This window comes from Streptomyces sp. NPDC088116, assembly GCF_044741745.1.
Lineage (GTDB): Bacteria > Actinomycetota > Actinomycetes > Streptomycetales > Streptomycetaceae > Streptomyces.
Genome location: NZ_JBIUTF010000002.1, coordinates 1,153,777 through 1,168,102, shown reverse-complemented (window position 1 = coordinate 1,168,102; position 14,326 = coordinate 1,153,777). Strand labels below are relative to the sequence as shown.

Below are 14,326 nucleotides of genomic sequence, written 5' to 3'. Positions count from 1 at the left end.
GCCCGCTGCCGCCGGGACGCCGGTCACCACGTCACCGGAAGTTCGACCAGCCCGCCGGTCAGTGTGTCGTGACGGAGCCTCAGTTCCTCGACGTCGACGGCCAGACGCATGGTCGGGAATCGCGTGACAAGTCCGGCGAGCGCCACCTGTAGCTGCATCCGAGCCAGCGGCGCGCCGACGCAGTAGTGCATGCCGTGCCCGAAGGTGAGGCTGCCCGCGGTCTCGCGAGTGACATCGACCCGTTCGGGGTCGGTGAAGACCGTCTGGTCGTGGTTGGCCGCGATGATGTTCAGCAGCAGGAGGTCTCCGGCCCGGACTGTGGTTCCGTCGATCTCCAGGTCCGTCAGCGCATAACGGGGCATTCCACCGTTGTGCGGGTTCGGCATCGACATCCGCAGGATTTCCTCCACCGCGCCCGGGATGAGGCTCGGATCGTCCAGCAATGTCTGCCGTTGCCCGGGGTTGGTCATCAACAGCAACGCACCCGTGCCGATTCGGGCCACCGTGGTCTCGTAACCACCGAACAGCAGCAACGCGGTCAGCCCCACGACTTCCTTGTCGTTGAGGCCCTCGGTCGCGCACAGCCTGGAGATGGCGTCATCGCCGGGATTTTTCCGCTTGTCGGCTACGAGCTGTTGGCAATAGCCGAACAACTCGCCGAGCCCCTGCTTGGACCGGACCGGGTCCTGCACATTGGCGGCGTCCTGGGTCCACTTGCTGAACTTGTCCTTGTCCTGATGGGGCACGCCGAGCCACTCGCACATCACCAGGATCGGAAGGGGCAGTGCCAGCGCCAGGCGCAGATCCACCGGCGACGTCTGCCCGGCCAACTCGTCCAGCAGTTGCTCGGTCAGCGTTTCGATGTGGGTTCGCAGCGCCAGCATGCGCTCGGGTGAGAAGTGCGGCTCCAGCACCGACCGCATCCGAGCGTGGTCGGTGGCGAAGCTGCCCAGCAGGCCGGCGAGGAACACGGACCCGCTGTCCCGGGCCGCGCCCGGATCAGGATTGGAACGGCTGAGCCGGTCGTCGTCCAAGAACTGCTGTACCTGAGCGTGACCGGTGACCAGCCAGGCTTCGTCCCCGTCGACCGTACGGACCCGATGGACCGTGCCCTGGGACTGGAGCGTGCGCAGCTGTGGTGCGACATGCAGCAGATGCGTCTGCTCGAAGGGCAGTTGAGCTGGGGTGTTCACTGAAATTCTCCACATCCTTATGGCCCGTGACAACCTCCGTCGGAGTCGACGCCGAGTGCAACCAGGCAGTCGCCCCCGCGGTACGAGACCCGGTCTCGTCGAAATGCCCCACGCCGCACCCACGGTCCGGCCGGTGACCGCCGGAACGGCGGGCGCCACTCGAGCACCGAGCATCATCTCGAGGGCACCCGCCGTGCGCGCGTGCGGCAGCCGGCCGTTGCCGTCAGGGGCCTGAATTGGGCGAGAGCGCCGCTGGTACGCCCCCGGCACACTGGTTCAGAGCGCGGTGTGTGCGGCTTGGGCGACTACGACCGGGGAGTTGAGTTCGTCGCTCCCGTGTCCGCGGAGCAACGGTTCGCCCTACGCCGGCGGTGTGTACTCGGCGACCACGACGATGTAGTTGAGCTCGTTGCTCCTGTGCCCGTCGAGGAACGGCTGCTCCACGCCGGTGGCCAGTCCCCACTGCGATCGCAGCTCCCAGTGAGGGATGGCCTCTTCGGTCAGGTCCCAGACCTGCGAGGGCACGAGGTGGTTGTCGGCGAGTGCCTTGAAGTATTCGCTGCGGTTGTTGATGTGGCAGTCGTAGTGCTCGTCGATGGCCTTCACCGCCGCGCTGTCGGTCGACACGGCGTCGTTGGCGCACCAGGTGACGCAGACGTAGCGGCCTCCCGGGCGCAGGAGCCGGGCGAACTCCGCGAAGGCCTCCGCGGGCTTGACGTACATGGTGGTCTCGTTGGTGTACACGGCGTCGAACGATCCGGTGGGCAGACCGGTGTCGCACATGTTGGCGAACTTGAAGGAGACCTTGTCGTCAACGCCGTGCTTCTCCTTGGCGAGACGCTCGGCGAACTCGATGTGGTGGGCGCAGAAGTTGACACCGACCACCTCGCACCCGAACCGCCGGTTGACGAGGAAGGACGTGCCGCCGCGACCCGATCCGCCGTCCAGCACCCTCGCGTCGGGCGAGAGCGGGGCCAGCCCGTGCAGCACCAGTTCGACCTGCTCGTTCTCTATCCGGGCCATTTCGGCGAGAATCGCCGCGTCCCGGTCGGGCTCGGGAACCTCCAGCACGGATTTGTCGAAGGGGCCGACGCCGTAGTGATGGTGGTACAGCCCGTCCTCCTCGCCCAGCAGGAGGTTGATCGGGTCCTGGGTCTTGGTTTCGTAGTGGGCCTGCGCCCGGCGCTCGAATTCGCTGCGGACGACAGGGGCTGCCGGGTTGTCGTGAGTAGTGGTCATGAAGTTAATCTCCGATTCACATGCCACCCCTGTCGGGCGGCGCTGGTCATACTGCGCGATTGACGATGCGGTCGAACAAGGTGGTCAGTTCGGCGGTCGCGGTGGGGGACAGTCCGGCTCGTCCGAGGTTCTCCACAGCCGAGTCCAGGTGGCCTCTGGACAGCCGCTCGGCCGTTTTGCGGCCGCCGGCCTCGTCGATGAGGTCGGCCAGCGTCTGGAGGTGCTCCGCCGTGGTGTTGTCCGCCTGCCACAGTCGGCCCAGGTGGTCACCGGGCGGGTTGTCGGCGGACAAGGCGGCCAGCACGGGGAAGGTCAGGTTGCGCCGTGTGATGTCTCCCCGGATGGGCTTCCCGGTCACCGCGGGATCGCCCCAGATGTCCTCGACATCATTGGAGATCTGCAAAGCGATGCCGAGATGCCGGCCCGCTTCACGCAGGGCGGCCAGGTCCTTCTCCGGTTTGCCCGCCCGTATTGCCGGCGTACCCAGTGACCATTCCAGCAGTGCTGAGGCTTTCTCCATCACCATGTGCTCGTACACCGCGAGGCCGGCTGAATCCGGCCGGATGGTGAGTTCGCGAGCCTGGCCCGCGTGAACCAGACCGAGGGCCTCGGTGAACGAGCCGGCTATTTCGTTGTGGCCGGGGCCGGAATCGTCCACGACCAGTCGCAGCCCAAGAGCCTGTAGCGCGTTCCCGGCGTGTATGGCCAGGCTCACGCCGAATACCTTCCACGCGGCCGGGCGGCCGCGGCGCAGCTCGTCCGAGTCGGCGATGTCGTCGTGGAGCAGGGTCGCGTTGTGCAGCAACTCCACCGCTGCCGCCTGGGACCGCACGTCCTCCGGCCGCAGGCCGACTCCATCGGCCACCGCCATCATGAGGCTGGCGCGAGTCAGTTTGCCGTCCCCGCCACTGCTGGGGTCACCGTGTTCGTCAATGAAGCCGAGGTGGTAACGGCAGACCCGGGACAGGGTCGACTCCAACTCGGAAACCTGCTGCTGAATAAAGGGCAATACCGTGGATCGCACTACCCTCGGCGAAAGGAGATCCTGGAGCCCAGCAGACGAGGTGACGTCTGTGCTCATCGCGGTTCTCCTCCAGTCGCGCGAGTGGAGCACATCTCGTTCGCGAATTGAACCACTGAACACTCATCAATGTGTTGAACGTGTTGCATATATGTCATCACACCTTTTCACCTCCTGCTCACCGTGCCATAAAAATATCGATGTGTGGAGGCCTGCACAAAAGCCCGTGATCACTCAGCATTACCGCAGTTCACGGTATACCGCTCCCGCGTTTCACATAACCAGGATCCAGTGGCGGTAACGGAATCCAGTCTGGGTGATCCCCCCAGTCGTGTCAACGATGCAGTGGACCTGGCAGTGACCGAGCTGTCTAAACCAAGTTTTTCCCCAGCTTGGGCGGTTTGAGCATCATGTAATTCCCCATCCCGAATTCTCCTGGGGGATCGCGCGGCCGACGATCAAATTTTTCCCCGGCATGGGCGGTTTGGGCATCATGTAATTCCCCATCCCGAATTCACCTGATTGGCCATGAGTAAGCGTTGCCCCGCCAGGCGCACCAACCGGAACCGGGCACGAATCGGTCCGCGAAATTGGCGGATACGGGCGACACTGCGCCCGTACGGCGGTGCGGGACGAGCATGCCGGTGCCGCGGCGGCCGCCGTACGCGTTCATCATGGTCGCGCCTGCGGCGTTCTTCGCGCCGGGCAGTTCCTTACCGGAATGCCGGATTCCAGAAAGGCGGCCAAGAAATGGCTGAAAAGATATGCGGATTCCCTGACCTGACTGAGTATGAGCAGGTCAGGTTGGCGTGCTTGACGTGAGTCTGGCTTGAATTAATCGCCTGCCGCTGCCTGCCTCGGCGGGATGTGTCCCTGCCCGGCAGGAGCCATTGGGAGCGTCACAGGACGATGCCCCGCGCCCGTGCGGCCGCCAGCCACTGCGGGAATTCGCCGACCAGCCGGTCGTACAGCGTGCCGTCCGGGACCTCGCGCGGGTCCTGGCCCGCGTGGAAGAATCCGGCGTTGTCGACGGCCCGCTTCTCCGGGACCGCGAGGTCGTCGAGCCTGCGGAGGAAGTCGAACTGGCGGCCGGCCGGGTCGCCGAAGCCGATGAACTGCCAGAACAGCGGCAGCTCGGCCGCCTTGCAGAGGTAGCGCTCGGCCGCCGGCCTGCTGATCGGGCCACCGTCCGTCTGGAAGACGACCAGCGCCGGGGCGGTCGAGCCGCGCTCCAGGTAGTGGTCGATCACGGCGTCCATCGCCAGGTGGTAGCTGGTCTTCCCCATGTGCCCCAGACCGGCGACGATCGTGGCGATACGGTCCTGGTGACCGGCGAGGGAGATGTCCGCCCGCGCGTCGATGTCCGTGGAGAAGATGACGACCGGGACGATCCCGTCGTCGTCCAGGTGCGCGGAGAGACCGAGCACCCGGTCCGCGAGGGCCTGGACGGTGCCGTCGCGGTAGTACTCCCGCATCGAGCCCGAGTAGTCGAGGACGAGATAGACGGCGGCGCGCTCCCCGCTCAGCCCGTTCTTCTCCAGCGACACCTTCGCGCTCTTGTAGAGGCCGACCAGCGCGGGCGCCGTCTCCTCCATCTTGCGCAGGCTGACGGCCGGACCGGCCGAGGCCGACGGAGCGGGACCAGGGGCGGTGACCATGCTCGGTCCTCTTCGGTCGACAGGGCTGAAGTCCCCTGATTCTTCCACCGATCGGGACACGCCGATCCGGGCTCGCCCGCGGTTGTCGCGAAGGACCCGAACGCACGCCACGGCGCCTGCCGTCGTCCGGTCGGGGACTTGGCAGACGCCGCGTCTTGCGGAGGCCCGGGAGACGCTCCCCGGGCCGACACCGCCCGTACGCCGTTGTACGGGAGTTTCTTATGGAAGGAACAGCTGTGGTGCGCGGATCAGACGGTCAGCGCGCGGTCCGTCGGCCGGATCGGCGACGGCAGGTCGCTGGCCCCGGTCAGGAAGCGGTCCACACCGCTCGCCGCCGAGCGGCCCTCGGCGATCGCCCACACGATCAGGGACTGGCCACGGCCCGCGTCACCGGCGACGTACACGCCGGGAACGTTGGTCGCGAACTCCCCGTCACGGGCGATGTTGCCGCGTGCGTCCAGCTCCAGGCCGAACTGCTCGACCAGGCCGTTCGCCTGGTCCGTGCCGGTGAAGCCCATGGCGAGCGTGACCAGTTGGGCCGGGATCTTCCGCTCGGTGCCGGGCTTCGGCGCCGGCTTGCCGTCCTTGAACTCCACCTCGACGAGGTGCAGGAACTGGACGTTGCCGTCCTCGTCGCCCTCGAAGTGGGTGGTGTTGACGGAGTAGACCCGCTCACCGCCCTCCTCGTGCGCGGAGGTGACCTTGTAGAGCATCGGGAAGGTCGGCCACGGCTGGTGCGGGGCACGCTCCTCGCCGGGCTTGGGCATGATCTCCAGCTGGGTCACCGAGGCGGCGCCCTGGCGGTGGGCCGTACCGACACAGTCGGCGCCGGTGTCGCCACCGCCGATGACCACGACGTGCTTGCCCTCGGCGGTGATCGGGGAGACGGTCAGGTCTCCCTCCTGCACCTTGTTGGAGAGCGGCAGGTACTCCATCGCGAAGTGGACGCCGTTCAGCTCACGGCCCGGTACGGGCAGGTCGCGAGAGACGGTGGCGCCGGCCGCGATGACGACCGCGTCGTACCGCTTGCGCAGCTTCGCCGCGTCGATGTCCCGGCCGATCTCGGTCTCCGTACGGAACTTGGTGCCCTCCGCGCGCATCTGCTCGATGCGGCGGTTGATGTGCGCCTTCTCCATCTTGAACTCGGGGATGCCGTACCGCAGCAGTCCGCCGATCCGGTCGGCGCGCTCGTACACCGCGACGGTGTGACCGGCCCGGGTGAGCTGCTGGGCGGCGGCCAGTCCGGCCGGGCCCGAGCCGATCACGGCGACGGTCTTGCCGGAGAGCCGCTCCGGGGGCTGCGGGGTGACGTCGCCGCTGTCCCACGCCTTGTCGATGATGGAGACTTCGACGTTCTTGATGGTGACGGCGGGCTGGTTGATGGCGAGCACGCACGCGGACTCACAGGGGGCCGGGCAGAGCCGTCCGGTGAACTCCGGGAAGTTGTTGGTGGCGTGCAGGCGCTCGCTCGCCGCCGTCCAGTCCTCGCGGTACGCGTAGTCGTTCCACTCGGGGATCAGGTTTCCGAGCGGACAGCCGTTGTGGCAGAACGGGATGCCGCAGTCCATGCAGCGGCCGGCCTGCTTGCTGATGATCGGGAGCAGCGAGCCCGGAACGTAGACCTCGTTCCAGTCCTTGACGCGCTCTTCGGCGGGGCGGGTCTCGGCGACCTCGCGCCCGGTGGTGAGGAAGCCCTTCGGGTCAGCCATTGGTCGCCGCCTCCATCATCTTCTCGGTGGTCTCGGTCTCCGAGAGACCGGCCAGCTCGGCGGCGTCCTTGGCGGCGAGCACTGCCTTGTACGTGGTCGGGATGATCCTGCTGAAGCGGTCCACCGCGGTGTCCCACTCGGCGAGCAGCTTCTCCGCGACGGTCGAGCCCGTCTCCTCCTGGTGGCGGCGCACCACGTCGTGCAGCCACTCCTTGTCGGCGGGGTCGAGGGGCTCGACGGCCGCCAGGTTCCCGGCGTTGACGTTGTCCGGGTCGAGGTCGATGACGTACGCGATACCGCCGGACATACCGGCCGCGAAGTTGCGTCCCGTCTCGCCCAGGACCACGGCGTGGCCACCGGTCATGTACTCGCAGCCGTGGTCGCCCACGCCTTCGGAGACGACCGTGGCGCCGGAGTTGCGGACGCAGAAGCGCTCGCCGGTGCGGCCGCGCAGGAACAGTTCGCCGGCGGTCGCGCCGTAGCCGATGGTGTTGCCGGCGATGGTGGAGTACTCGGCGAGGTGGTCGGCGCCGCGGTCCGGGCGGACGACGACGCGGCCACCGGAGAGGCCCTTGCCGACGTAGTCGTTGGCGTCACCCTCCAGGCGCAGGGTCACACCGTTCGGCAGGAACGCGCCGAAGGACTGGCCCGCGGAGCCGGTGAAGGTGATGTCGACGGTGTCGTCGGGCAGACCGGCACCGCCGAACTTCTTGGTCACCGCGTTGCCGAGCATGGTGCCCACGGTGCGGTTGATGTTGCGGATGGAGACCTGGGCGCGTACGGGCTGGGCGGACTCGGCGCTGTCGGCGTTCAGGGCATCGGCGGCGAGCTTGATCAGCTCGTTGTCGAGGGCCTTCTCCAGACCATGGTCCTGGTCGGTGGTCCGGTGGCGTACCGCGTTCTCGGGCAGCGCGGGCACGTGGAAGAGCGGCTTGAGGTCGAGTCCCTGGGCCTTCCAGTGGTTCACGGCCCGCTCGGTGTCGAGCAGTTCGGCGTGGCCGACCGCCTCTTCGATGCTGCGGAAGCCCAGTTCGGCGAGGATCTCGCGGACTTCCTCGGCGATGAACTGGAAGAAGTTGACGATGTACTCGGCCTTGCCGGAGAACCGCTCGCGCAGCACCGGGTTCTGGGTGGCGATGCCGACCGGGCAGGTGTCCAGGTGGCAGACGCGCATCATGACGCAGCCGGAGACGACGAGGGGCGCGGTCGCGAAACCGAACTCCTCGGCGCCGAGCAGCGCGGCGATGACGACGTCGCGGCCGGTCTTGAGCTGGCCGTCGGTCTGTACGACGATGCGGTCGCGCAGGCCGTTGAGCAGCAGCGTCTGCTGGGTCTCGGCGAGGCCCAGCTCCCAGGGGCCGCCCGCGTGCTTGAGGGAGGTGAGCGGCGAGGCGCCCGTACCGCCGTCGTGTCCGGAGATCAGGACGACATCGGCGTGCGCCTTGGAGACGCCCGCGGCGACCGTGCCGACGCCGACCTCGGAGACCAGCTTCACGTGGATGCGGGCCTGCGGGTTGGCGTTCTTGAGGTCGTGGATCAGCTGGGCGAGATCCTCGATGGAGTAGATGTCGTGGTGCGGCGGCGGGGAGATCAGGCCGACGCCGGGGGTGGAGTGCCGGGTCTTGGCGACCCACGGGTAGACCTTGTGGCCGGGCAGCTGGCCGCCCTCGCCGGGCTTGGCGCCCTGGGCCATCTTGATCTGGATGTCGTCCGCGTTGACCAGGTACTCGCTGGTGACGCCGAAGCGGCCGGAGGCGACCTGCTTGATGGAGGAGCGGCGGGCCGGGTCGTAGAGCCGGTCCGCGTCCTCGCCGCCCTCACCGGTGTTGGACTTGCCGCCCAGCTGGTTCATGGCGATGGCGAGGGTCTCGTGTGCCTCGCGGGAGATCGAGCCGTACGACATGGCGCCGGTGGAGAAGCGCTTGACGATCTCGGAGGCCGGTTCGACCTCGTCGATGGAGATCGGCTCGCGGCCCCCGGCGAAGTTGAACAGGCCGCGCAGTGTCATCAGCCGCTCGGACTGCTCGTTCACCCGGTCCGTGTACATCTTGAAGATGTCGTAGCGGCGCGAGCGCGTGGCGTGCTGGAGCCGGAAGACGGACTCCGGGTCGAAGAGGTGCGGTTCGCCCTCACGGCGCCACTGGTACTCGCCGCCGATCTCCAGCTTGCGGTGGCTCGCGGAGATCCCGGAGGCGGGGTAGCCCTTGGCGTGCCGGGCGGCGACCTCCTGGGCGACGACATCGAGACCGGCGCCGCCGATCTTGGTGGCGGTGCCGTTGAAGTACTTGTCGACGAAGGCCTGGTCGAGGCCGACGGCCTCGAAGACCTGCGCGCCCCGGTAGGAGGCGACGGTGGAGATGCCCATCTTGGACATGACCTTGAGGACGCCCTTGCCCAGCGCGTAGATCAGGTTGCGGATCGCCTGCTCGGGCTCCAGGCCCTCGATGAACGTACCGGCGCGTACGAGGTCCTCGACGGACTCCATGGCGAGGTACGGGTTGACGGCGGCGGCGCCGTAGCCGATGAGCAGCGCGACATGGTGCACCTCGCGTACGTCGCCGGCCTCGACCAGCAGGCCCACCTGGGTGCGCTGCTTGGTGCGGATGAGGTGGTGGTGCACGGCCGCGGTGAGCAGCAGCGAGGGCATCGGGGCGTGCTCGGCGTCGGAGTGCCGGTCGGAGAGCACGATGAGGCGGGCGCCGCTCTCGATCGCGGCGTCGGTCTCGGCGCAGATCTCCTCGATCCGGGCGGCCAGGGCGTCGCCGCCGCCGCCGACCCGGTAGAGGCCGGAGAGCGTCGCGGCCTTCATGCCCGGCATGTCGCCGTCCGCGTTTATGTGGACGAGCTTGGCCAGTTCGTCGTTGTCGATCACCGGGAAGGGCAGTGTGACGGTGCGACAGGACGCGGCGGTCGGCTCCAGGAGGTTGCCCTGCGAGCCGAGCGAGGAGCGCAGCGAGGTGACGAGCTCCTCGCGGATGGCGTCCAGCGGCGGGTTGGTGACCTGCGCGAAGAGCTGGGTGAAGTAGTCGAAGAGCAGCCGGGGCCGGGCGGAGAGCGCGGCGATCGGCGAGTCCGTGCCCATGGATCCGATGGGCTCGGTGCCGGCCCGTGCCATGGGCGCGAGCAGGACGCGCAGCTCTTCCTCGGTGTAGCCGAAGGTCTGCTGGCGGCGGGTTACCGAGGCGTGGGTGTGCACGATGTGCTCACGCTCGGGGAGGTCCTCCAGCTCGATCTCGCCGGCCTCCAGCCATTCCTGGTACGGCTGCTCGGCGGCGAGGGACGCCTTGATCTCGTCGTCCTCGATGATGCGGTGCTCGGCGGTGTCCACGAGGAACATCCGGCCGGGCTGGAGGCGGCCCTTGCGGACGACCTTGGCCGGGTCGATGTCGAGGACGCCGACCTCGGAGGAGAGGACGACCAGTCCGTCGTCGGTCACCCAGTAGCGGCCGGGGCGCAGTCCGTTGCGGTCGAGGACCGCGCCGACCTGGGTGCCGTCGGTGAAGGTGACACAGGCGGGCCCGTCCCACGGCTCCATCATCGTGGCGTGGAACTGGTAGAACGCGCGCCGGGCCGGGTCCATCGAGTCGTGGTTCTCCCACGCCTCGGGGACCATCATCAGCACGGAGTGCGGCAGCGAGCGGCCGCCGAGGTGGATCAGCTCCAGGACCTCGTCGAAGGACGCGGAGTCGGAGGCGTCGGGTGTGCAGACCGGGAAGATCCGGTCCAGCTTGTCGCTCTCCGCCTTGTCGTGGGAGCCGAAGGCGTCGGAGGCGAGCTGGGACTCGCGGGCCTTCATCCAGTTGCGGTTGCCCTGGACCGTGTTGATCTCGCCGTTGTGCGCGACGAAGCGGTACGGGTGGGCCAGCGGCCAGCTCGGGAAGGTGTTGGTGGAGAAGCGCGAGTGGACCAGGGAGATGGCCGTCGCGAAGCGCCGGTCGGAGAGGTCCGGGAAGAACGGCTCCAGCTGGCCGGTGGTGAGCATGCCCTTGTAGACGATCGTCCGGGCGGAGAGCGAGGGGAAGTACACCCCGGCCTCACGCTCGGCGCGCTTGCGCAGCACGAACGCCTTGCGGTCGAGGGCGATGCCCGTGCTCGTACCGTCCGCGACGAACAGCTGGCGGAAGGCCGGCATCGTCGCGCGGGCGGTGGCGCCGAGCAGCTCGGGGGCGACGGGGACCTCGCGCCAGCCGAGGACGGTCAGGCCCTCTTCGGCGGCGATCGTCTCGATGCGTGAGACGGCGTCCGCGGCGTCGTCGGCGGGCAGGAAGCCGATGCCGACGGCGTACGAGCCGGCCTCGGGGAGATCGAAACCGGCGACTTCGCGCAGGAAGGCGTCCGGGACCTGGAGCAGGATTCCGGCGCCGTCACCGGAGTCGGGCTCGGAACCGGTGGCACCGCGGTGTTCGAGATTGCGCAGTACGGTCAGCGCCTGCTCAACCAGTGCGTGGCTGGCTACACCGGTAAGGGTGGCCACGAACCCGACACCACAGGCGTCGTGCTCGTTACGGGGGTCGTACATCCCCTGGGGGGCGGGGCGACCGTCCATGGGCGACCAGGCGTCGGAACGCATCGGCTCTCCCGTCGTCGTCGTGGCATATGCGATTACCGAGGGACGACGTTGGCCCTCCGCTAAATTTCGTGCAGGTTACATGATGGAAAGCTTCTCGGGAAGCGGATATGACGTTCCACCATGTGGACACCGCTCGTAGCGGTGGATGGGGGGGCGCAGACGGACAGATCGTCGTCCGTTCGGCTGGGGCGGCGCGGGCTCCGTTGCCAGCAGCGCCTACGGCTCATGCCCGGTGATTGCGGATTCGAAACCGTCGGGTAACAGCTATGTGCGGGGCACCAGGCACAGTGTCCCACCGCGACGGGCGGAACGCCCGAGGACGTATGTCACAGGGTGGGCGCTTCGCCCCCTCGCCGCAAGGCCCCGGGAGGGGCTTTCCGGCCCCGGACTCCGCACCGGCTTTCCGCACCAGCTTCCGCCCCGGCTTTCCGCCCCGGACTCCGTACCGCCCCATCCTCCGCACCCGCCGCCGCACGCCGGACCGCCGCGGCGGTGCGGTGTGCGGGTCAGACCGCCGCGCCGAACAGCGCTCCGAGCCCGTAGGTGAGCGCCGCGGCCGTGCCGCCGAGGACCAGCTGCCGCAGCCCGCTGTACCACCAGCTGCGCGCGGTCACCCGGGCCACCAGCGCACCGCAGGCGAACAGCCCGGTCAGCGCGAGCAGCACCGCCGGCCACAGATCGGTGGCGCCGAGCAGGTACGGCAGTACGGGCAGCAGCGCGCCCAGGGCGAAGGAGCCGAACGACGACACCGCCGCGACCAGCGGGGACGGCAGGTCGTCGGGGTCGATGCCGAGTTCCTCGCGCGCGTGGATCTCCAGGGCCTGCTCGGGGTCCTTCGAGAGCTGCTCGGCCACCTCGCGGGCCAGCCCCGGCGTCACGCCCCGCGATACGTAGAGGGCCGCCAGCTCTTCCATCTCGTCGGCGGGGTGCTTCCTCAACTCCCGGCGTTCCACGTCCAGTTCGGCCTCGACCAGCTCCCGCTGCGAGGCCACCGAGGTGTATTCGCCGGCGGCCATCGAGAAGGCACCGGCCGCGAGGCCCGCGAGCCCGGTGATCACGATCGTCTGCTGGGAGACCGCTCCCCCGGCGACACCGGTCATCAGCGCCAGGTTGGAGACGAGTCCGTCCATCGCGCCGAACACCGCGGGGCGCAGCCAGCCGCCGTTCACATCGCGGTGCGTGTGATTGTCGCGGTGTGCCTCGTGCAGGGTCGCGTCGATCTCGATGATGGACATGTCTCTCCTCTTTCCACGGCGGTGGTCCCGGGCCCGTCGGCGGACCGTTCCACCCCCACCAACACTTCGAAAGTACGCACGAAAAATCGCTCCCGCCAGCAAGGAAGGCCGTACTTACCAGGTCTGATCCGGCGTCGGCGGAGGTGTCCGCCGCCCTGGTGGGCCGATCCCGGCGGGCCCTGTCCCCGCCGTGCGCTCCGTCCGTGCCGGCCGATGACCGCTGCCCGTGTCAGCCGGGTGACAGCGGCGTTTCCCGGACTCCCCGGGCATCCCGCGTGGCACAGATGCAGCGACCACCGGCTCGCGCGAAAGGGCCACACGATGGAGCTGATCGCAAGCGACCCCGCCTCTACCGCGGCCGCGGTACTCCGCGACCGGGCACGCGGCGCCCTGCTCGGTCTGGCCGTCGGCGACGCGCTGGGCGCCCCCGCCGAGAACATGCGGCCCTCCGAGATCCGTCGCCGCTGGGGCCGTATCGAGGGGTTCGTCGCCGAGAATCCGGCGGGCACGGACGACACCGAGTACACGATCTTCTCCGGTCTGCTGCTCGCCCGGCACGGCTCGGCCCTGACCGTGGCCCATGTCGAGAAGGCCTGGCACCACTGGCTCGCGGACCTCGACGAGGGCCCCTTCCGGGGAGCGGGCTTCAGCGAACGCGGCACGCTGGAGAATCTCCGGCGCGGTCTCGCCGCGCCGATCACCGCCCAGCACCGGCACGCCTGGAGCGACGGGCTCGCGATGCGGGCGGCCCCCTTCGGTGTCTTCGCGGCGGGCCGCCCGGACGAGGCCGCGCGGCTGGTCGCCGTCGACGGCCGGGTCAGCCATGACGGCGAGGGCATCTACGGCGGCCGGGCGGTAGCGGCCGGAGTCGCCACCGCCATGGCAGGCGCCGGGCCCGCCGCCGTGATCGCCGCCGCGCTCTCCGTCGTCCCCATGGACTCCTGGACGTCGCGCTCGCTGAGGCGCGCGGTGGTGGCGGCCCAGCGCGAGCACCGCGACACCCTCGCGATGGAACGCGCGGTGCGCTCGGCGGTGGTCATCGGCGGCTACCCCTGGACCGACCTGGCCCCCGAGGCGGTGGGCCTGGCCTTCGGCGCCTTCGCCGCGGCCCGCGGCGACTTCCGTACGTCGGTGCTGACGGCGGTCAACATGGGCCGCGACGCGGACACCACCGCGGCCGTCGCCGGCGCCCTGGCCGGGGCGCTCTCGGGGGCCGGGGCGATCCCTCCCGAATGGTCCTCGGTCATCGGCCCGGTACGGGGCAGCTGCCTCCCGTCGATGCGCGGCTACCACGTCCTGGACATCGCGGACCTGCTCACACCGGACGACGAAGAGGCCACGGCATGACAAGCACGGGACGGGACCACGAGCCCCGCCAGGCGGCACAGTCACCGCACACACCGCGGGCGTCACACGCAGTGAACCCAGGAGTGGCACCGCACACAACACACGCACCACAGGTACGGGCGGCCGGACCGGCACCGGCCGTCCTCCCGGGGACGGCCGGACCGGCACCGGCCGTCCCCGGGAGCACACTGCCGCCGCCCTGTGGAGAAGGCACGCCCCCCACCCGGGCCGGCCTCTTCACCCCGGGCACGGTCACCGGTCGCCCCCCAGGCACCCCGAGCGCCGGGACCACCGGCCCCCGGCCCCCGTCGGCCCCGGCCGGTGCCTCCCGGCCCCCGGGCGCGTCCGGCGGTG

8 protein-coding genes are annotated in these 14,326 nt (G+C 69.1%); 1 reads left to right on the top strand and 7 read right to left on the bottom strand.

Going from position 1 to position 14,326, the window contains the following annotated elements; translation table 11 throughout:
* Positions 1-23: 23 nt before the first annotated feature.
* The 7 genes from ACIOJD_RS11425 to ACIOJD_RS11395 all read right to left on the bottom strand — a co-directional run bounded on the left by ACIOJD_RS11425 (position 24) and on the right by ACIOJD_RS11395 (position 12,625).
* Positions 24-1,193, bottom strand: coding sequence for a cytochrome P450 (locus tag ACIOJD_RS11425; RefSeq protein WP_401911094.1), 1,170 nt, complete (start codon positions 1,191-1,193; stop codon positions 24-26).
* Between the two features lie 360 nt (positions 1,194-1,553).
* Positions 1,554-2,432 (bottom strand): SAM-dependent methyltransferase, encoded by an 879-nt coding sequence (locus ACIOJD_RS11420; protein ID WP_401911091.1) that lies wholly within the window; start codon positions 2,430-2,432, stop codon positions 1,554-1,556.
* A 46-nt stretch (positions 2,433-2,478) separates the two neighbouring features.
* Positions 2,479-3,513 (bottom strand): polyprenyl synthetase family protein, encoded by a 1,035-nt coding sequence (locus ACIOJD_RS11415; RefSeq protein WP_401911090.1) that lies wholly within the window; start codon positions 3,511-3,513, stop codon positions 2,479-2,481.
* Positions 3,514-4,352: 839 nt separating this feature from the next.
* On the bottom strand, positions 4,353-5,111 hold the full coding sequence (locus ACIOJD_RS11410) for a vWA domain-containing protein (RefSeq protein ID WP_401911087.1): 759 nt from the start codon (positions 5,109-5,111) through the stop codon (positions 4,353-4,355).
* Between the two features lie 248 nt (positions 5,112-5,359).
* On the bottom strand, positions 5,360-6,820 hold the full coding sequence (locus ACIOJD_RS11405) for a glutamate synthase subunit beta (protein WP_401911084.1): 1,461 nt from the start codon (positions 6,818-6,820) through the stop codon (positions 5,360-5,362).
* Positions 6,813-11,390, bottom strand: coding sequence for a glutamate synthase large subunit (gene gltB / locus ACIOJD_RS11400; RefSeq protein ID WP_401911082.1), 4,578 nt, complete (start codon positions 11,388-11,390; stop codon positions 6,813-6,815). Before gltB ends, ACIOJD_RS11405 begins: the two co-directional genes overlap by 8 nt.
* Before the next feature lie 506 nt (positions 11,391-11,896).
* On the bottom strand, positions 11,897-12,625 hold the full coding sequence (locus ACIOJD_RS11395; RefSeq protein WP_401911079.1) for a VIT1/CCC1 transporter family protein: 729 nt from the start codon (positions 12,623-12,625) through the stop codon (positions 11,897-11,899).
* Between the two features lie 321 nt (positions 12,626-12,946).
* Between ACIOJD_RS11395 and ACIOJD_RS11390 the strand changes: the two genes are divergently transcribed.
* Entirely contained in the window at positions 12,947-13,972 is a 1,026-nt protein-coding gene (locus ACIOJD_RS11390; RefSeq protein WP_401911076.1) for an ADP-ribosylglycohydrolase family protein, read from the top strand.
* Positions 13,973-14,326: the final 354 nt, after the last annotated feature.